Consider the following 17,227-nt stretch of genomic DNA (forward strand, 5'->3'; position numbering starts at 1 on the left):
GACCATGTCTCGATCGGGTCAGCGTACGTCGAATCAGCGCACGGCGAGCCGCCCGCAGCAACAGCAGCGGCGCAACCGTCACGCCAACAACGACGGGCTCATCCCCGTGCTCGCGCGCAAGGTGCGCGAGGTGGAGGCCAAGGCGGCGGACGGGAAGAAGCTCGGTCCGACCAACCGCACCAAGTTCCAGGTGATCGCGTTCCTCATGCGTGAGGAGCGCGCCAGGGCCAAGGCCGACCCCGAGCTGAGCGACGCCTCCCGCGCCGAGCAGCTCAAACGGCTCGACGGCATCGCGACGATCCTGGCCAAGACGGCCGCGCGCGACACCTCCCTCATCTCGCTCCTCGAGAGCGAGGCGCCGCCGACGGCCACCGCGCAGAAGATCCGGCGGGACTGGTTGCTGGAGTCGGGCACGGAGCTCAGCCCGGACGACCTCATCATCACCGTGGAGCGGCCCGCCGCCCCCGAGAGCGTCATCCCACCGGAGCTGGCGGAGAAGCAGGTCGTCCCCGCGTCGGTGAAGGCCAGGCAGCTGTCGAACCCGTTCCTCGCCCCCGACTTCAGCCGCGCGGCCGCCCCCGCTGCAGCGCCGCGCCGCCGCCTCGACTCGTGGGAGCTCCTCGGCCCGCTGTTCAAGTCGTTCGAGTATGGAGCCGGCGGCCAGGCCGCGAGCATGGAGCTCCCGCCCGCTCCGCTGATCGACCGCTACTCCCCGCCGGGGCTGGAGCTCATGCACCACCAGTCCCGCTTCATCGAGAGCGTCCGGCAGGGCCACCGCCGGTTCCTCCTGGCCGACGAGCCGGGCCTCGGCAAGACGGCGCAGTCGGTCCTCGGTGCGTCCGTGGCGAACGCGTACCCGCTGCTCGCCGTCGTGCCGAACGTCGTGAAGATGAACTGGGCGCGCGAGGTCGAGCGCTGGACGCCGCACCGCCGGGCCACGGTCATCCACGGCGACGGCGAAGGCCTCGACGCGTTCGCCGACGTGGTCATCGTCAACTACGAGGTGCTGGACAGGCACCTCTCCTGGCTGCGCACGCTCGGCTTCCAGGGAATGGTGGTCGATGAGGCCCACTTCATCAAGAACCTGCACTCGCAGCGCTCCCGGCTGGTGCTCGGCCTGGCCGAGGCGATCCGCGACAAGGCGGCGGACCCGCTGCTGATCGCGCTCACCGGAACGCCGCTCATCAACGACATCGACGACTTCAAGGCGATCTGGCAGTTCCTCGGCTGGATCGACGGCAACAAGCCGACCGCCGAGCTGATGGAGAGCCTGGAGGAGACCGGGCTGACCCCGGCCGACTTCGGTTTCTACGCGGCGGCGCGCGAGTCGGTGATCGACCTGGGCATCGTCCGCCGGCGCAAGGTCGACGTCGCCGCCGACCTCCCGAGCCGCCGGGTCGTCGACCTCCCCGTCGAGCTCGACGACGACCTCGGGCGTTCGATCAAGCAGGCGGAGAAGGAGCTCGCCGCCCGTCTGGTCACCCGCTTCCAGCGCGCGGCGGCCGCGGGCCGGCCCGATTCGTTCGACGGCGACGACGACGCCCACCGCAAGCACCTCATCCGTCTGGTCGCCCAGTCGGAGCTGGAGGAGTCGAAGTCGGCCAAGACCGGTGACAACGTCTTCACCATGGTCCGCAAGATCGGCCAGGCGAAGGCCGGGCTGGCCTCCGATTACACCGCGCAACTGGCGCGGTCGGTCGGCAAGGTGGTGTTCTTCGCGAAGCACATCGACGTGATGGACGCCGCAGAGGAGGCGTTCGCCGCCCGGGACCTCAAGACGATCTCGATCCGCGGCGACCAGTCGGCGCTGGCGCGGCAGAAGGAGATCGACGCGTTCAACAACGACCCGGAGGTCGCGGTCGCGGTCTGCTCGCTCACGGCGGCGGGCGTCGGACTCAACCTGCAGGCGGCCTCCAACGTCGTCCTCGCCGAGCTCTCGTGGACGGCCGCGGAGCAGACGCAGGCGATCGACCGCGTGCACCGCATCGGCCAGGACGAGCCGGTCACGGCGTGGCGGATCATCGCGGCGCAGACGATCGACTCCAAGATCGCTGAGCTGATCGACTCCAAGCAGGGCCTGGCGGCGCGCGCGCTCGACGGCAGCGACGTCGAGATCGGCTCCGCCGACTCGGTTCAGCTGGACGCCCTCATCCACCTGCTCGAGGACGCGCTGGCGGTGTAGCTTCGTCAGGCGATCTCGGCGTCGTCCGGGTCGAGCGGGACCGGACGGTCGTCGTCGGGCACGATGCGGTCCTCGTCCTCCTCGTCGTCGACGGGGAGGTCGTCCGGGTCGTGGATGACGGGCTCCGGCTCGTAGTCGCCCTCCTGCGCCTCGAGGAAGTCGTCGTCCTCCTGGTCGCGCTCGGTGTCGCTCATGCGAAGAGGGTACCTCGCCGCGCTCGGCCGCGGGAGGCCCGGCCGCCGAGGTCAGTCCAGTTCGAAGACGAAGAAGGCGCCGCGATCGTCGTGCCGGATGCGCGCCGAGCCCGAGATCCCCTCGAAGGCGCCTGTGCCGGTGCCGGGCACGACGACACGAAGTGCGCGATCGACTCGCCCGCGAGCCCTTCCGTGCAGGTCTTGCGCATCACCGCGGCCCCGAGCCAATCGCCGGGGACGCCGGGCAGCTCCTCCTCCCATCCGGTGACGTCGAAACGGGCGGTGATGGTCGTCTGATGCTCCATGCCGAGAGCCTACGAAAGCAGCTCCGACGCGGGGTGTGATTTCGCGACTCGGCAGAAGTGGACTAGACAGGGGGCATGGCGAAGCACCGTTCCCAGCTCGAGATCGAGCGCAAGTACGACGTCGACGCCGACCTCCCCACCCCCCACCTCGTCGGCGTCGGGGCCGTGGCCGTGGAGAGCGAGCCGCACACCGCCGAGCTCGTCGCGACCTATTACGACACCGAGGAGCTCCGGCTCGCCAGGCAGCGCATCGCCGTGCGCGCCCGGCGCGGAGGTTCCGACGAAGGCTGGCACGTCAAGCTGCCGCCGGGGGAGGAGGGCAGGCCCGAGCTGCACTGGCCGCTCGGCGACGGCGTGCAGCCTCCCGCCGACCTGCTGGAGGTCATCGGCGACGAACTCGGCGACGGCCGCCTGGTTCCGGTCGCGCGCGTGACGAACGTGCGCGACACCACGGTGCTCACCGACGCGGCCGGCTTCGAACTGGCCGAACTGTGCGATGACCACGTGCGCAGCGAGAACCTCCGCACGGGCGCGAGCGACGCGTGGCGCGAGTGGGAGGTCGAGCTGCTCAGCGGTGCGCCCGACTCGCGCGAGCGGCGTACCGCCCTCCTCGACGGGATCGAGGCCGAGCTGCTGGCGGCAGGCGCGCGTCCGTCGGCGAGCAGCTCGAAGCTGCAGCGCGCTCTCGGCCTCTGACGCGCGCAGCCGACCGGATTTTGGTGCTCCGGTATGCGTCGGGCATGATGCTCAGGGGTGCAATGCAGCACAGGGGCGTCAAACACGAGCAGACGGCGCGCACTGACAGGCACAGCAGCGCACCGCAGAACGGAGCAGCATGAAGATCGGCATCCTCACGAGCGGTGGCGACTGTCCTGGACTGAACGCGGTCATTCGCGGGGCCGTCCTCAAGGGCGACCGCGTGTACGGCTCCGAGTTCGCCGGCTTCCGCTACGGCTGGCGCGGCGTGGTCGACGGCGACATCATGCCGCTCGACCGGCACAGCGTCCGCGGCCTCTCGCGCCAGGGCGGCACGATCCTCGGCTCCAGCCGCACCAACCCGTTCGAGGGCGACAAGGGCGGCCCCGAGAACATCCAGCGGATGATGGACGCGAACGGCATCGACGCGATCATCGCGATCGGCGGCGAGGGCACGCTCACCGCCGCGCGCCGCCTCACCGATGCCGGTCTGAAGATCGTCGGGGTTCCCAAGACCATCGACAACGACCTCGCAGCGACCGACTACTCGTTCGGCTTCGACACCGCGGTCGAGATCGCCACCGAGGCGATCGACCGCCTCCGCACCACAGCCGAATCCCACCAGCGCTGCATGGTGGTGGAGGTCATGGGCCGCCATGTCGGCTGGATCGCCCTGCACTCGGGCATGGCCGGCGGAGCGCACGCCATCCTCATCCCGGAGCAGCCGCAGTCCATCGAGCAGATCTGCGAGTGGGTCGAGTCGGTGCGCGACCGCGGCCGCGCGCCGGTCATCGTCGTCTCCGAGGGCTTCCACCTCGACACGATGGAGGAGGCGCACTCGCACAAGGGCCTCGACGCCTTCAACCGCCCGCGCCTGGGCGGCATCGGCGAGATGCTCGCCCCGATGATCGAGGAGCGCACCGGCATCGAGTCGCGCGCGTCGGTTCTCGGCCACATGCAGCGCGGCGGCGTCCCGAGCGCCTACGACCGCGTACTCGCCACCCGCCTCGGCATGGCCGCGGTGGACGCCGCCTACGAGGGCCGCTGGGGGTCGATGGTCTCGCTCCGCGGCACCGACGTCGTCAACGTGTCGATCGCCGATGCGACCGGCGGTCTCAAGACGGTCCCGCCGGCGCGGTACGAAGAGGCCGCACTGCTCTTCGGCTGATCGTGGTGGGGCGTCTCGCTCCACGGGCGGCGACCGGCGCTCGGTCTTTCCGCTCTCCGAAGGGCACGGTCGCCTCGATCGCGGCCGCCCTTCGCTGAGAGGACGGCCAGGGTCCCTGCCATCGAGGACGGCACGGGTCTAGGCTCCTGCGTACGAGACGAAGGGAGCGACTGTGCCCAGATTCATCCAGCTCGAGGAGTTCGGATCCCGGGACTACCTCCACCTCGTCGAGCGGGAGCGGCCGTGGCCCGGTCCCGGGCAGGTCCTCGTGCGGGTGCTCGCGGCCGGCCTGAACCCGATGGATTACAAGGCCTACCGGAGCGAGCAGGCCGCTGCGCACATGGGGGTCACCCTGCCGAGCGGCATGGGACAGGACTTCGCCGGTTTCGTCGAGGAGGTCGGTGCGGGCGCTGTGCGCTTCCAGGCCGGTCAGGCCGTGCTCGGCACCGCCCCGTTCGCCGCGATCGCCGATTTCGTCGTCGTGCCTGAGGACGGCCAGATCATCGAGAAGCCCGACCCGCTGACCTTCGAGGTCGCCGGCTCGCTCGGCGTCGTCGGACGCACGGCGATGGCCAGCGAAGCCTCCCTCGACCTGGGTGAGAGCGACACGGTCCTGGTCAGCGCGGCGGCCGGCGGTGTGGGCGTTCTGGCCGCGCAGCTGGCCGTGCACTGCGGGGCGACGGTCATCGGCACCGCGAGCGAGGACAACCACGAGTTCCTCGAAACCCTCGGCATCACCCCGGTGGCGTACGGACCGGGCCTGGCCGACCGGGTTCGGGAGGTCCTCGACGACGGCGTCCGCGTGACCGCGGTGCTCGACAACCACGGGCCGGACACGATCGACGCAGCGCTCGAACTGGGCGTGCCGCCCGAGCGGATCAACACGATCGCGGCGTTCGGTCCCTCTGCCCGCGGCGCGCGCACGGTGGGCGGGCGGGCGGCGGGCAACGCCGAGCTCGCCGAGCTGGCCGACCTCCTGGCCCGCAACGAGCTCATGCTGCCGATCGACTCCATCTTCCCGATCGAGCGGACGGCAGAGGCGTACGGACGGCTGGAGACCGGACACGTCCGCGGCAAGATCGTGATCGTCACCGACTGAGAGGAACGGCATGATCGACGACGACATCGCACGCCTGCTGCGCGCGGCCGGACTGCGCTGGCAGCCGGCGTCGGGCGACACCTTCGCCATCGACCGGCCGGGGATGGCGGGAGAGCGGTTCACCGTCAGCGAGATGACGATCGAGGCGCACCACTTCGACACCGGTACGATCCTGGGCTTCAACGGCACGACCGAATGGGCTCTCGATTCGCTCGCGGTCGAAGACGCGCTGTGGATCCCGCGTGAGGATCAGCTTCGGGAGCTGCTGGGCGGCTCGTTCCGCCACCTCGCCCGCACGCCCGACGGCTACCGGGTGACGCTGGAGCTCGCCGGCGTCGAGCGGTTCTTCGACGAGGACGATGCCGCGACGGCGTACGCGCAGGCGCTGCTGTCGGTGATCGCGGCGGCCGTCGCCTAGGCCGGGGCGTCGCCCTCGACCGACGGATCGCGCACCTCGACCACGACGGGTCCGTCGTCGTCCGCGTCCCGGATCCGCCAGACCCGCGCACGGGCGCCGACACCCGGCACCTGGGTCTGGAGCAGCATCCGCGATCGTGCGGTCGGGCGCTCCCACCTCGCACACACCGTCCCCTGCGCCGTGTCGACGACGAGGAGGAAGCTGTCGACGCCGCCATCCTCGATGGTGGAGACCGTGCGCGCGGAGACCGTGCCGTCGAGCCGCTCGACGCGGCCGGCCGCATCGGCCCAGCGCGAGCGGGCGCGAACGCGCTCGGAGCTCTGGACGACGGAGCCGACGAAGCCGATCCACAGCGCGACGACGAGGGCGATGAACAGCACGGTGAAGAGGAGGGGGGAACCACCAGCCGGGGGTCTCCGCGGTCCACAGCACGACGATCGCTCCCGCCGCCACCGCAGCGGCGAGGACGAGGAGCGCGACGAGCACGATGCGGCTGGTCGCGCGCAGAGGGCCGCGGACAGGGAGCTCGGCGGGTGGCACCGGATCCGGCCAGCGCTCGACGAGCACGACGACCTGACCAGCGGACACGGAGGTCGATGCGGCCATGACCCGAGTCTAGGGTGCGGCCCCGCCGGCGACACGCTCAGCGGCGGCTCGTCAGCACCGTGTCATCCAGGTCGGCCGCGCGGCGGACTCCCGCGAGGCCCAGCGTGATGTCGAGCTCCGCGACGACGTTCCTGAGCAGTTCGCGCACGCCGCGCTCGCCCGCGACGGCGAGCGCGTAGGCGTACGGCCTCCCGATCGCGACGGCGCGCGCACCGAGCGCGAGTGCGATGACCACGTCGGCTCCGCCGCGGACCCCGCTGTCGAACAGCACCGGGAGACGGCCGTCGACCGCAGCGACCACCGCGGGCAGGGCGTCGAGCGCCGCGACTTCGCCGTCGATCTGGCGTCCGCCGTGCGTCGAAACCTGCACCGCGTCCACCCCCGCGTCGACCGCGCGGCGGGCGTCGTCGGGGTGCAGCACGCCTTTCAGGACGATCGGGAGCCGGGTGCGCTCGCGCAGGAAAGCCAGGTCGTCCCAGCCGAGCGACGGATCGGCGAACACGTCGAGGAACGTCTCGACCGCTGCCAGCGGCTCGCCCGAGCGCAGGGACTCCCGCAGGCCGCCGGGATGGTGCCGCACGATGCTGGCGAACGAGGCGACGGCCGCGGGCGTGACGGGCGTGTGCTCGCGCGGCCCCGCGGCCGACATCCGCTCCTGCACGAGACCGCGGAACACCGGATCGCTGGTGTACTGGGCGATGCCGAGTCCCCGGCTGAACGGCAGGTAGCCCAGCGCGAGATCGCGCGGCCGCCAGCCCAGCACGTGGGTGTCGAGGGTGACGACGATCGCCTCGCACCCGCAGGCCTCCGCCCGGGCCACCAGGCTGGCGACCAACTCGCGCGACGAGCTCCAGTACAGCTGGAACCACCGCGGGGCGTCGGGACGGGTCGCGTCCATCGCGGCTGCGACATCCTCCATCGGCGCGGAGGCCTGCGTGGAGATCGTGAACGGCATCCCGTGGGCGGCGGCCGCGCGGGCTGCGGCGGCGTCCCCGCCCCGACGTGCGAGTTCGAGCACGCCGATCGGCGCCAGCAGCAGGGGAGTGGGCAGGGTGCGTCCGAACAGTTCGATCGAGAGATCGCGGTCGGAGACATCGCGGAGCACGCGCGGCACGATGCGGTGGCGGCCGAAGGCGGCGGTGTCAGCGGCGTCGGTGCGCTCGAGGCCCGCCGAGCCGGCGATATAGGCGTACGCGACACGCGACAGGCGGCGGCGGGCGGCGCGCTCCAGGTCCGGGAAGGCGACCGGGACGGCGGGGCGCCGCCCGACCACCCCCGCGCGGTAGACAGCGCTCTGGGCCGCTCGCCCGATGCTGGTGGCGAGATCGGTCGTGAAGGTCGTCGTGCCGTCGTTGGCCGTCATGGTCCCATTCTGCCGAAGTCCCGCCGGCGTCACGCGGCCCGCAGGCGGAACACGCCGCCGGTGCGCGGCCGTCAGCGCTTGGGCCGCGGGCGCTTGCCCGACGACCGCTTCGCCGCCGCCGCCCGCCTGGCCTGCTTCGCGGCCCGCGCGGACTGGGTGGCCGCCACCTTCGCGGCCTTGGCCGCCTTGGCGTCCTGCTCCGCCCGGGCGGACTGCGTGGCGGCCACCTCGGGGTTGCGTGAGCTGTGCGCCTTGCGGCCGCGCACGATGCCGATGAACTCGTCGACGAGGGGATGCTGACCCTCCCGGGGCCAGGTGAGGCCCACCTGCGACACCGGGCCGTCCTCCAGCCGCACCGCCTCCACGTCCTTGCGGCGCAGGGCCTTGGCGACGGAGGCCGGCATCAGGGCGATGCCGTCGCCCGTCGCGACCTCGCGCATCAGTGCCTCGGACGGCTCGCCCTCCACCCGCGGCACACCGTCGAGATCGGCCAGGTGCAGCTTCTCCTCCAGCGTCAGGAGGTGCTCGTGGTTCATCACGACCACGACGTCCTCCGAGTACAGCGGGATGAGGTGCCGGTCGTCCGCCGCCTCGGCGTCGCGGGCGAACACCATGTCGGCCTCGCCAGCGGCCAATGCCGCCAGCGGGTCGGCGGACGGCGCCACGACCAGCTCCACGTCGGGCTGTCGCTCGGCGAAGACGCGCGTCCATTTGCCGATCGTGACGCCGAGCGGGAACGCGAGGGTGAAGCGGGAGGCCATGCAGGCCAGGGTATCGAACGGCCGGGAGCGCCGGCGGACGATACCCTTGAACACATGAAAGCCCAGACCATGAAGGCGGCCACCGCGGCCAAGAAGCTCGGCATCCTGCTGTCGGCGGCGCCGGAGGACTTCCGCGACCGCGAGATCAGCCGTACCGAGCTCGACGAGCTGAACGCGAACCCGCCCGCCTGGCTGGTCGACCTGCGCGCCGACGGCCCGCACCCGCGCGACATCGTCGCGCGCAAGCTCGGCGTGAGCAACTCCGGCCTGGCCCGCGGCGGCGTGACCGAACCGCTGACGACGGCCGAGATCAAGGCGCTCCTCGCCGAACCGCCCGCGTGGCTGGTGGCCGAGAGGGCGACCCAGGCGCAGGTCCGCGCCGAGAACGCCCGGGTCAAGCAGCGCAACGCGGAGCGCGCGGCCGCGCGCGACTGAGCGCGGCCGACCGAGCGGCCTACTGCGTGAGCCGCCGCGCGTTCCACGTCCTGCGGCTCGCCGCCGGGGTGGTCTACGGCGCGACCCTCGCACTCGGCTTCGGTGCTCTCGTCGTCCCGGCATTCCGAGACGCCGTCGCGGTGGTCTTCGCTGCAGTCTTCGTCGGCGCGACTATCGGGTTCCAGGTGATCCGCCGGCTGCCGGGAGCGGCTCTCGGTCGCCCGGCCCCCGGCTGGCTCCTGGCGGCCGGAGCAGGAGCCGCTGTAGCGATCGTCGGGGTGTTCTTCGAGCGGTACTGGCTGCTGTGCGGGCTCGCTGCGATGATGGTCGCCGGCGTGGCCGGCCTCGTCAGGCCGACTGAGCCTTCTTCGCCGCGTGCGCCAGCACCTCCGGACCGGTGACCAGCGCGCGTCGCCACGGCGCCACTCCGTCGATCTCCACCTGCAGCGAGAAGCTGAGGATGGTGCGGATGAGCACGATGATGCCGAGCACCAGCGCGTCCGTGAGCGTCGGCTCGGAGGTCACGGTCTTGACCAGATCCGCCGCGACCAGCAGCTCCAGCCCGAGCAGGATCACGCCGCCGAAAGCCTCCCGCAGCGTGCGGAACGCCGTCGTGCCGTTGCGGGTGCGGATCCAGACCGTGAGCGCGATGACGAGGGCGACCACGAAGCCGATCGCCAGCGCCGCGACGCCGACGAACTCGAAGGCGATGCCGATCGTCTCGAAGATCGCGTGCGAATCCATGGGCACATCGTGCCACAGCGCGGGAGGAACGGTCAGGCCACGTGCACGGCGGGGCGCCGCTTGACGTCCTTCTCGGCCTCCCTCAGCACCTCACGCGTGACCGGGGCCACTTCGCCGACGCCGGTGATGAGGTAGCGGAACATGTTCGAGATCGGGTTGCCCTCCGTCCACTCGAAGTAGACGGTCGGCACCACGCCGGTGATGTCGCGGATCTCGAGGAGGACGGCGGCGATCGTGTTCGGCACGTTGCCGCTCGTGACGCGCAGCACGCGGTAGCCGTACTTGACCACGCCGTGAACGACGAGGTCCTCCTCGAAGTCGGAGGAGTCGGACTTCAGCACCTCGAGGAAGATGGTGCGCGAGCGCTGCGGGATGTGGCTGTACTTGCGCTCGTCCTTGTTCTTCTCCTCGTACTCCTTGGTCGTGTCGACGTCCGGCTCGTGCGAGATGATGCGGATCTCGCCCTCTTCCGCGTCCTCCAGGATGAAGTCGAGCGCCGTCACGTCGAAGGTGACGCTGGTGGCCCGCAACTGGAACGAGCGGCCGATGCGCGAGACGATCGACACGACCAGGATGGCCAGGATGAACAGGGTCGCGATGCGCAGGCCGTCAGGACGCTCGATGATGTTGTCGATCGTCGTGTAGACGAAGACCGCGGTGATGACCGCGAAGACGACGGTGCGCTTGGGCTGCTTCTTGCGCCAGGCCGAGAGGCTCACCGCGAGCGAGGCGGAGGTGATCAGCACCAGCACGCCGGTCGCGTAGGCGCCGCCCTGCGCGTCGACGTTCGCGTCGAAGACGAGGGTGATGAGGAACGCGATGGCGGTGAAGACCAGGACCAGCGGGCGGACGGCGCGCGCCCACTGCGGCGCCATCCCGTAGCGGGGGAGGTAGCGCGGCACCAGGTTGAGGAGGCCGGCCATGGCGGAGGCGCCGGCGAACCAGAGGATGAGGATGGTGCTGATGTCGTAGACGGTGCCGAACCCGTTGCCCAGGTACTCGTGCGCCAGGTAGGCGAGTGCTCGGCCGTTGGCCGCGCCTCCGGGCTGGAACTCCTTCTGCGGGATGAGCAGCGTCGTCGTGAAGCTGGACGTGATGAGGAAGACGCTCATGATGATGGCGGCGGTGGTGAGCAGCTTGTGGGCCCCGCGGATCCGTCCGACGGGGTGGCTGGGGTCGTCGTCGGGCTTGCCCTTGATCTGCGGCATGACGGCGACGCCGGTCTCGAAGCCGGAGAGGCCGAGCGCGAGCTTGGGGAACACGAGCAGCGCGACACCGACGACGAGGAACGGGTTGCCGTTCTGCTGGAACATGGCGTTCCACCAGTCGTCGATCGCGGTGGGATGCTGGAACACCTGCACGATCGAGGAGGACACCACGACGACGTTCAGCGCGAGGTAGACGCCGACCAGCACGACGGCGATGCCGATGGCCTCCCGGAACCCTTTGAGGAAGACCGCGCCGAGCAGGGTGAGCAGCACGAGCGTGATGATCACGTTGTTGCCGTGGAACCACGACGGAGCGAACGGGTTCTCGATGGCGTGCGCCGTCGCGTCCGCTGCCGACAGCGTGATCGTGATCATGAAGTCGGTCGCGGCGAAGCCGAGGAGGACGAGCACGAACAGCTTGCCGGCCCACCACGGCAGGAACCGCTCGAGCATGGCGATGGAGCCCGAGCCGCGGAAGCTCTCGTTCGCGACCCTGCGGTACACCGGGAGCGCGCCGAGCAGCGTCAGGGCGACGAGCACGAGGGTCGCGAACGGCGAGATCAGCCCGGCAGCGAGGGCAGCGATGGCGGGCTGGTAGCCGAGGGTCGAGAAGTAGTCGAGACCGGTGAGGCACATGACGCGCCACCACGAGTGCAGGTGCTCGGGATGCTGACCGTGCGGCCCCTGCTGGGTGCCCTTCTCATCGACCATCCCGCGCAGCAGCCAGTGCTTGAACCGGCCGCCGTGCACCTCGTGGGCGGCGACGGGCTGCGCCTGCCCGGGGATCGGGACGGGCTCCCTCGGCCGTACCCGCGGCGGAACGGCCCCGGAGATCTCGTCGGGGAGGGGCGTCGAAGACGGATCGTCCTGGGCCGCAGGACCGCTGCCCCGCGCCTTGTCTCCCGACGGGGAACTGCTCGACATCGGCTGCCCTTCGTTTGCCTTCGTGCTCACTGTACGTTGACCACGCAGGCGGCTGGAAGAGAGCTTCGGGAGAAGCCCTCGACCGACCTCCCCGGATGGCCTGGGCAATTCTAGCCAGAACGAGGGGCCGATCGACGACGGGTGAGAGTCCTCACAGGTGCGACGTCAGGAGGTCGCCCCCGCTCACCACGCCGACGGCACGTAATCCTTCAGGAACACACCCTGCAGATCCTCGCCGGCCTCGCCGCGGACGATCGGGTCGTAGACGCGGGCGGCGCCGTCGACGAGGTCGAGCGGGGCGTGGAAGCCCTCCTCGGCGAGGCGGACCTTCGTGTAGTGCGGGCGCTCGTCGGTGATCCAGCCGGTGTCGACGCTGGTCATCAGGATGTTGTCGGTGTCGAACAGCTCCTGCGCGCTCGTGCGCGTGAGCATGTTGAGGGCCGCCTTGGCCATGTTGGTGTGCGGGTGCCCTGCGCCCTTGTAGCGGCGGCCGAAGACGCCCTCCATCGCGGAGACGTTGACGACGTAGGAGCGGCCGGCTGCGGCGAGCGACGGGCGCAGGCGGTCGATGAGGATGAACGGCGCCGTCGTGTTGCAGAGCTGCACCTCCAGCAGCTCGAGCGGGTCGATCCCGCCGACGGCACGGGTCCAGGTGTTGACGCGCTGCACATCGGGCACCAGGCCGCCCGCGTCGATGGCGGTGCCGTCGTGGTGGCGTTCCAGCGACGAGGAGCCGGCCGCCATCGCCGCGGAGGCCAGGTCGTCGGCGGTCAGTGCGGCGGCGCCGACCAGCTCGGCGACCGTGCCGTGCACGTTCGCCGACGACAGCAGGGGATGCGCGGCCACCGAGGCCTGCAGGGCCTGCGGGTGCGGGTCGGCGGTGTGGCCGAAGGTCTCGAGCTCGGGGAGCGGACCGTCCGGCAGCGGGTGCGACTCGGCCTCCGCCAGCAGCGAGTACGCCCCGGGGGAGCGGCGGACGGTCTGGGCGGCGTTGTTGATGAGCACGTGCAGCGGGCCGCGGGAGGCCACGGAGTCGGCCAGGCCGATCACCTGTGCCGGGTCGCGGAGGTCGATGCCGACCACACGCAGCCGGTGCAGCCACTCCGGCGCGTCCGGCAGCTGCGAGAAGCGGCGCACCGCGTCGCGCGGGAAGCGCGTGGTAATGGTGAGGTCGGCGCCGTCGCGCAGCAGCCTCAGCGCGATGTGCATGCCGATCTTGGCGCGACCGCCGGTGAGCAGTGCACGCTTGCCGGTCAGGTCGGTGCGCGCGGTGCGCTTGGCGTGGCTGAAGGCGGCGCACGACGGGCAGAGCTGGTGGTAGAACCAGTCGACCTGGGTGTAGTGCTGCTTGCAGATGTAGCAGGCCTGCGAGTTGACCAGCGTGCCCGCCGTCGCGGCGCCCGTGGTCGGTGAGGTCAGGTCGCGTCCGCGCGTCTCGTCGTCGATGCGGTCGGGCGCTCCGGTCGCGGTCGCCGCGATCACGGCGCGGTCGGCGGCCAGCTCCGCCTCCCGCAGCTCGCGCCGCCTGGCCTGCTTGACGGCCTTGAACATGTGCGCCGTCGCCCGGCGCACCGAGACGAAGTCCGGGTGCTCCTGGTCGAGCTCGTGGAGCTGGGCGAGGACGCGGAGGGTCGTCGCGAGATCGTCGGGGTCGAGGCTCGCGGAGGTTTCGGCTGGCACCGGACGATTGTACGGGCAGCGGATGACCGCCCGCTGAGGGCACGGACCGGTGCCGGGCGCCGCACCGGGCGGGTCAGACCTCCAGCTCGAGCCAGTCCAGGCCGCGGAGGTCGAGGCACAACCGTCCGGCGCGTTCCGATGCCATCGCGATGACATCGCCGCAGATCCGGCAGCGCAGCACCATCCCGTGGTCGTCGGTGTAGAGGTGCGCCCGCGCGATCACGGCCACATCGCCGCAGTGGGCGCACTTGCCGCGGGCGGAGGTGATGTCGGCCGAGAACACCTCGGAGAGGAGCCCTGCTGCCGCGTTGCCGTCGAGGTAGTCCATATCGGTCACTGTGCCCCTCCGATCCCGCCGTAGCGTTCGGTGCGGATGCGGTCCGGGTCGTGGCCGGCATCCACGAGCCACCCGGAGACGGCCTCGACGAACGGGGTCGACCCGCACAGGTAGAACGCCGGGGAGTCCGCGGCCGGCAGCACGAGCGCATTCAGCGCCTCGGCCGTCAGCCGGCCGGCCGCCACGGGCCACTCCGGCGGCGCCTGGCGCGTATAGACGTAGTCGACGCGCAGCGGCGCCGCTTCTGCGGCGAGCGTCGTGAGCTCGTCGCGGTAGTAGACGGACATCGGCGTCCGCGCCGAGTAGAGCAGCCGGAACGGTGCCGCGCTGGTCGCCGCGGCGTGCGCTCGGGCCATCGACATCAACGGCACGACCCCGGAGCCTCCCGCGATCAGCTGCACCGGTCCGGCATCGCCCGCGCGCCAGACGAACCAGCCGCCGACCGGGCCGCGGACCTCCAGCTGGTCGCCGACCGTGAGGCCGTGCACGAGGTACGGCGAGACCTCGCCGTCGGGCAGCTCCTCCACCGTCAGCTCCAACTCGTCCGGCGCCAGTCCTCCCGCACCGGAGGCCGATGCGATCGAGTAGGAGCGCACCGCCTGATAGCCGTCGGGCGCGGTGAGCCGCACGTCCACGTGCTGGCCGGCCAGGTGTCCGGTGAGCCCCGGGATGCGCAACCGGATGGTGCGCGCCGTCGCCGTCTCCTCGTGCGCGGCCACGACATCGGCCACCCGCCACGCCGTCGTCACCAGTAGCGCTCTTCCTTCCAGGGGTCCCCGTACATGTTGTAGCCGTTCTGCTCCCAGAAGCCCGGCTGGTCCTGCGGCAGCATCTCCAGCCCGCTCACCCACTTGGCGCTCTTCCAGAAGTACAGGTGCGGCACCAGCAGTCGCGCGGGGCCGCCGTGCTCGGGAGGGAGGTCGGCGCCGTCGAAGGTGTGCGCCACCCAGGCCTTGCCGTCGAGCAGGTCCTTCAGCGGTACGTTCGTCGTGTACCCGCCGTAGGAGTGCGCCATCGTGTACTCGTAGTCGGTGTCCACGTTCTCGAACAGGGTGTCGAGGGCGACCCCCCGCCACGACGTCCCGAGCTTCGACCAGCTCGTCACGCAGTGGATGTCGGTGCCGACCTCGGCCTGCGGGAGGGCGAGGAACTCGTCCCAGCTCCAGCGGTGCACGACGCCCTTCTCTGTCGTGATCGTGAACGCCCAGTCGTCTTTCGCGATCCGCGGGGTCGGCCCGGCGGACAGCACCGGGAAACCCTCGGTGACGTACTGCCCGGGCGGGAGGCGCGGGTCCTCGGTTCGCCGCCGGCCGAGGAAGCCGGACGAGATGATTCCCATGCGCGCAGCATAATGCGGGCCCTGGCCGACGGTCTATGTCCCGTCGGTCTAATCTGAACGCATGGCCGCCGTCAATCTCGGACTCCCGCGCAGCGCACGCGCGAGCGGGGAACCGCGGGTCGAGGGGCGCCCCGACGTGCCCGGCCTCCTCGACCGTCACGGCCGGGTGGCCCGCGACCTCCGCGTCTCGGTGACCGAGAAGTGCTCGCTGCGCTGCACGTACTGCATGCCGGAGGAGGGGCTGCCGGCGATCCCGCGCGACGAGCTGCTGACGCCGGTGGAGATCGCGCGGCTGGTCGGCATCGGCGTCCACGACCTCGGTATCCGCGAAGTGCGCTTCACCGGCGGGGAGCCGCTGATGCGGGCCGACCTGGCCGAGATCATCGGTATGACGCACGCCGCTGCTCCCGCGATCGACATCAGCATCACCACGAACGGCATCGGCCTCGACCACCGGTTGCCTGCGCTGGTGGCGGCCGGGCTGAACCGTGTCAACATCTCGCTCGACACGGTCGACCGCGAGCACTTCGCCGCGTTGACCCGCCGTGACCGCCTCCCCGCGGTGTTCGCCGGGATCGCCGCGGCGCACGCTGCGGGGCTCACGCCCCTCAAGCTCAACGCCGTGATGATGCGCCAGACGCTCGCCGGCGCCCCGGACCTGCTGGCCTGGGCACTCGAGCACGGCTGCCGGCTGCGGTTCATCGAGCAGATGCCGCTCGATGCCGACCACAGCTGGCTGCGCGAGAACATGGTCTCCGCGGAGGAGTTGCTCGCCGTGCTCCGGACGCGCTTCGACCTGGTGGAGGTCGGCCGCGACGACCCGTCGGCGCCCGCGGAGGAGTGGCTCGTGGACGGCGGCCCGTCGACCGTCGGCATCATCGCGTCGGTGACGCGGTCGTTCTGCGCGGCGTGCGACCGCACCAGGATCACGGCGGAGGGCACCGTGCGCTCGTGCCTGTTCGGTGACGACGAGACGGATCTGCGCTCGCTGCTGCGTGGCGGAGCCGACGACCCCGAGATCGCCCGGTGGTGGCGCGGTGCGATGTGGAACAAGCAGTCGGGGCACGGGATGGAGCGGGCCGGATTCGTCCCTCCGGTGCGCAGCATGGGGGCGATCGGTGGCTGAGACGATGGTGCTGGTGCGGTACTTCGCGGCGGCGGAGGAGGCGGCGGGGCGCGAGGAGGAGCACCTGTCGCTCGTCGAGCCGACGGTCGGTGCGCTGCGCGAAGAGCTCGCCGACCGTTACGGCGATGCGATGCGGCTGGTGCTGCGCAACGGCTCGTTCCTGGTCGACGGTGTGGTCTCGCGAGACCCTGCAGCGCTGATCGGCGAGCGGGTGGATGTGCTTCCGCCGTTCGCGGGCGGCTGATCGGCGCAGCGGTGCGCTAAGCTGCGGCCAATAGGCTTCGGCCTGGTCTGGGGGAGGTCGCGATGAGTGCGCACATGCAGGAGTTCGACAGGATCAACCGCCGGAAGGCGCGGTTCCGGCTGTCGGTGGTGGCCGCGGTCCTCGCGGGCGTGGCGGCGTGGGCGGTTCTGCCGTTCGGGATCGTGCTGCTGACCCGTGGCGAGGCGGCGGGCTGGGCGCTCGTCGTCGCCGGCGCGGTACTGGCTGCGGCGTGCGTCGCCGCGATCGTGGACGCAGCACGTCACCGCGTCGTGCCGCAGAGCCTCCCGGGCAAGGCGAACGCGGCGTTCGACCAGCCGCAGCCGTCGAAGAACCCGGACGGCGGCTACGCCACCGCCGGGATGAAGCTCGGCTCCTGA

Annotated in this window: 21 protein-coding genes; 10 read left to right on the forward strand and 11 right to left on the reverse strand. The window is 71.2% G+C overall.

Going from position 1 to position 17,227, the window contains the following annotated elements:
- The first annotated feature begins 4 nt into the window (after positions 1 to 4).
- On the forward strand, positions 5 to 2,182 hold the full coding sequence (locus KNO15_RS17940) for a DEAD/DEAH box helicase (RefSeq protein ID WP_241705165.1): 2,178 nt from the start codon (positions 5 to 7) through the stop codon (positions 2,180 to 2,182).
- Positions 2,183 to 2,187: 5 nt separating this feature from the next.
- Here the strand turns inward: KNO15_RS17940 and KNO15_RS17945 are convergent, their stop codons facing one another.
- Together KNO15_RS17945 and KNO15_RS17950 are read right to left on the reverse strand one after the other, a co-directional pair.
- On the reverse strand, positions 2,188 to 2,376 hold the full coding sequence (locus KNO15_RS17945; protein WP_241705166.1) for a hypothetical protein: 189 nt from the start codon (positions 2,374 to 2,376) through the stop codon (positions 2,188 to 2,190).
- Positions 2,373 to 2,681 carry a hypothetical protein gene (locus KNO15_RS17950; RefSeq protein WP_241705167.1) on the reverse strand — a complete coding sequence of 103 codons (309 nt, stop codon included), beginning with the start codon at positions 2,679 to 2,681 and terminating at the stop codon, positions 2,373 to 2,375. Before KNO15_RS17950 ends, KNO15_RS17945 begins: the two co-directional genes overlap by 4 nt.
- Before the next feature lie 75 nt (positions 2,682 to 2,756).
- On the opposite strand from KNO15_RS17950, the gene KNO15_RS17955 reads away from it, so the two are divergent.
- From KNO15_RS17955 to KNO15_RS17970, 4 genes are all read left to right on the forward strand, one after another.
- Positions 2,757 to 3,377, forward strand: a complete 621-nt coding sequence (locus tag KNO15_RS17955) for a CYTH domain-containing protein (protein WP_241705168.1) — start codon at positions 2,757 to 2,759, stop codon at positions 3,375 to 3,377.
- Positions 3,378 to 3,516: 139 nt separating this feature from the next.
- The gene (locus tag KNO15_RS17960) at positions 3,517 to 4,545 is read left to right on the forward strand and encodes a 6-phosphofructokinase (protein WP_241705169.1); all 1,029 of its coding nucleotides are present in this window, start codon (positions 3,517 to 3,519) and stop codon (positions 4,543 to 4,545) included.
- 172 nt (positions 4,546 to 4,717) lie between these two features.
- Positions 4,718 to 5,644, forward strand: coding sequence for an NADP-dependent oxidoreductase (locus tag KNO15_RS23395; protein ID WP_241705170.1), 927 nt, complete (start codon positions 4,718 to 4,720; stop codon positions 5,642 to 5,644).
- Between the two features lie 10 nt (positions 5,645 to 5,654).
- A complete protein-coding gene (locus tag KNO15_RS17970) occupies positions 5,655 to 6,062 on the forward strand; it encodes a hypothetical protein (RefSeq protein WP_241705171.1) in 408 nt (135 codons plus the stop codon).
- On the opposite strand, the gene KNO15_RS17975 is transcribed toward KNO15_RS17970, so the two are convergent.
- The 3 genes from KNO15_RS17975 to KNO15_RS17985 all read right to left on the reverse strand — a co-directional run bounded on the left by KNO15_RS17975 (position 6,059) and on the right by KNO15_RS17985 (position 8,792).
- Positions 6,059 to 6,442 (reverse strand): hypothetical protein, encoded by a 384-nt coding sequence (locus KNO15_RS17975; RefSeq protein WP_241705172.1) that lies wholly within the window; start codon positions 6,440 to 6,442, stop codon positions 6,059 to 6,061. The two genes, KNO15_RS17970 and KNO15_RS17975, sit on opposite strands and share 4 nt — an antisense overlap.
- Positions 6,443 to 6,705: 263 nt before the next feature.
- Complete coding sequence (locus tag KNO15_RS17980) at positions 6,706 to 8,031, reverse strand: alpha-hydroxy-acid oxidizing protein (protein ID WP_241705173.1); 1,326 nt, start codon at positions 8,029 to 8,031, stop codon at positions 6,706 to 6,708.
- Between the two features lie 71 nt (positions 8,032 to 8,102).
- A complete protein-coding gene (locus tag KNO15_RS17985) occupies positions 8,103 to 8,792 on the reverse strand; it encodes a LysR substrate-binding domain-containing protein (protein ID WP_241705174.1) in 690 nt (229 codons plus the stop codon).
- A 54-nt stretch (positions 8,793 to 8,846) separates the two neighbouring features.
- On the opposite strand from KNO15_RS17985, the gene KNO15_RS17990 reads away from it, so the two are divergent.
- A complete protein-coding gene (locus KNO15_RS17990) occupies positions 8,847 to 9,227 on the forward strand; it encodes a DUF5997 family protein (protein WP_241705175.1) in 381 nt (126 codons plus the stop codon).
- Between the two features lie 26 nt (positions 9,228 to 9,253).
- On the forward strand, positions 9,254 to 9,628 hold the full coding sequence (locus KNO15_RS17995) for a hypothetical protein (protein ID WP_241705176.1): 375 nt from the start codon (positions 9,254 to 9,256) through the stop codon (positions 9,626 to 9,628).
- Here KNO15_RS17995 and KNO15_RS18000 read toward each other — a convergent pair.
- From KNO15_RS18000 to KNO15_RS18025, 6 genes are all read right to left on the reverse strand, one after another.
- The gene (locus KNO15_RS18000; protein WP_241705177.1) at positions 9,576 to 9,971 is read right to left on the reverse strand and encodes a DUF1622 domain-containing protein; all 396 of its coding nucleotides are present in this window, start codon (positions 9,969 to 9,971) and stop codon (positions 9,576 to 9,578) included. The genes KNO15_RS17995 and KNO15_RS18000 overlap by 53 nt on opposite strands.
- A 32-nt stretch (positions 9,972 to 10,003) precedes the next feature.
- Positions 10,004 to 11,890, reverse strand: coding sequence for an amino acid transporter (locus KNO15_RS18005; RefSeq protein ID WP_241705318.1), 1,887 nt, complete (start codon positions 11,888 to 11,890; stop codon positions 10,004 to 10,006).
- Between the two features lie 396 nt (positions 11,891 to 12,286).
- Positions 12,287 to 13,783 (reverse strand): SDR family NAD(P)-dependent oxidoreductase, encoded by a 1,497-nt coding sequence (locus KNO15_RS18010; protein ID WP_241705178.1) that lies wholly within the window; start codon positions 13,781 to 13,783, stop codon positions 12,287 to 12,289.
- A gap of 73 nt (positions 13,784 to 13,856) precedes the next feature.
- Positions 13,857 to 14,111: a DUF6510 family protein gene (locus tag KNO15_RS18015; protein ID WP_241705319.1), complete on the reverse strand. Its 255-nt coding sequence runs from the start codon at positions 14,109 to 14,111 to the stop codon at positions 13,857 to 13,859.
- A 5-nt stretch (positions 14,112 to 14,116) separates the two neighbouring features.
- The gene (locus KNO15_RS18020; protein ID WP_241705179.1) at positions 14,117 to 14,869 is read right to left on the reverse strand and encodes a ferredoxin reductase; all 753 of its coding nucleotides are present in this window, start codon (positions 14,867 to 14,869) and stop codon (positions 14,117 to 14,119) included.
- Complete coding sequence (locus KNO15_RS18025) at positions 14,866 to 15,459, reverse strand: sulfite oxidase-like oxidoreductase (RefSeq protein WP_241705180.1); 594 nt, start codon at positions 15,457 to 15,459, stop codon at positions 14,866 to 14,868. The genes KNO15_RS18020 and KNO15_RS18025 overlap by 4 nt, the downstream gene beginning before the upstream one ends.
- A gap of 61 nt (positions 15,460 to 15,520) precedes the next feature.
- Here KNO15_RS18025 and moaA point away from each other — a divergent pair, with 61 nt between their 5' ends.
- From moaA to KNO15_RS18040, 3 genes are all read left to right on the forward strand, one after another.
- On the forward strand, positions 15,521 to 16,585 hold the full coding sequence (gene moaA / locus KNO15_RS18030; RefSeq protein WP_241705181.1) for a GTP 3',8-cyclase MoaA: 1,065 nt from the start codon (positions 15,521 to 15,523) through the stop codon (positions 16,583 to 16,585).
- Complete coding sequence (locus KNO15_RS18035) at positions 16,578 to 16,829, forward strand: MoaD/ThiS family protein (RefSeq protein ID WP_241705182.1); 252 nt, start codon at positions 16,578 to 16,580, stop codon at positions 16,827 to 16,829. Before moaA ends, KNO15_RS18035 begins: the two co-directional genes overlap by 8 nt.
- Before the next feature lie 62 nt (positions 16,830 to 16,891).
- Entirely contained in the window at positions 16,892 to 17,227 is a 336-nt protein-coding gene (locus tag KNO15_RS18040; protein WP_241705183.1) for a hypothetical protein, read from the forward strand.

Origin of the sequence: Leifsonia shinshuensis (assembly GCF_022606355.1) — a bacterium.
Lineage (GTDB): Bacteria > Actinomycetota > Actinomycetes > Actinomycetales > Microbacteriaceae > Leifsonia > Leifsonia shinshuensis_B.

Bases quoted from the DNA above. Each gene is read 5' to 3' on its own strand.
- KNO15_RS18000 (WP_241705177.1), bottom strand. From the start codon at position 9,971: ATGGATTCGCACGCGATCTTCGAGACGATCGGCATCGCCTTCGAGTTC.
- KNO15_RS17980 (WP_241705173.1), bottom strand. From the start codon at position 8,031: ATGACGGCCAACGACGGCACGACGACCTTCACGACCGATCTCGCCACC.
- KNO15_RS18040 (WP_241705183.1), top strand. From the start codon at position 16,892: ATGAGTGCGCACATGCAGGAGTTCGACAGGATCAACCGCCGGAAGGCG.
- KNO15_RS18005 (WP_241705318.1), bottom strand. From the start codon at position 11,890: ATGGTCGATGAGAAGGGCACCCAGCAGGGGCCGCACGGTCAGCATCCC.
- KNO15_RS17940 (WP_241705165.1), top strand. From the start codon at position 5: ATGTCTCGATCGGGTCAGCGTACGTCGAATCAGCGCACGGCGAGCCGC.
- KNO15_RS18015 (WP_241705319.1), bottom strand. From the start codon at position 14,111: ATGGACTACCTCGACGGCAACGCGGCAGCAGGGCTCCTCTCCGAGGTG.
- moaA (WP_241705181.1), top strand. From the start codon at position 15,521: ATGGCCGCCGTCAATCTCGGACTCCCGCGCAGCGCACGCGCGAGCGGG.
- KNO15_RS17945 (WP_241705166.1), bottom strand. From the start codon at position 2,376: ATGAGCGACACCGAGCGCGACCAGGAGGACGACGACTTCCTCGAGGCG.
- KNO15_RS17960 (WP_241705169.1), top strand. From the start codon at position 3,517: ATGAAGATCGGCATCCTCACGAGCGGTGGCGACTGTCCTGGACTGAAC.
- KNO15_RS17985 (WP_241705174.1), bottom strand. From the start codon at position 8,792: ATGGCCTCCCGCTTCACCCTCGCGTTCCCGCTCGGCGTCACGATCGGC.
- KNO15_RS17990 (WP_241705175.1), top strand. From the start codon at position 8,847: ATGAAAGCCCAGACCATGAAGGCGGCCACCGCGGCCAAGAAGCTCGGC.
- KNO15_RS17955 (WP_241705168.1), top strand. From the start codon at position 2,757: ATGGCGAAGCACCGTTCCCAGCTCGAGATCGAGCGCAAGTACGACGTC.
- KNO15_RS17970 (WP_241705171.1), top strand. From the start codon at position 5,655: ATGATCGACGACGACATCGCACGCCTGCTGCGCGCGGCCGGACTGCGC.
- KNO15_RS18025 (WP_241705180.1), bottom strand. From the start codon at position 15,459: ATGGGAATCATCTCGTCCGGCTTCCTCGGCCGGCGGCGAACCGAGGAC.
- KNO15_RS17950 (WP_241705167.1), bottom strand. From the start codon at position 2,681: ATGGAGCATCAGACGACCATCACCGCCCGTTTCGACGTCACCGGATGG.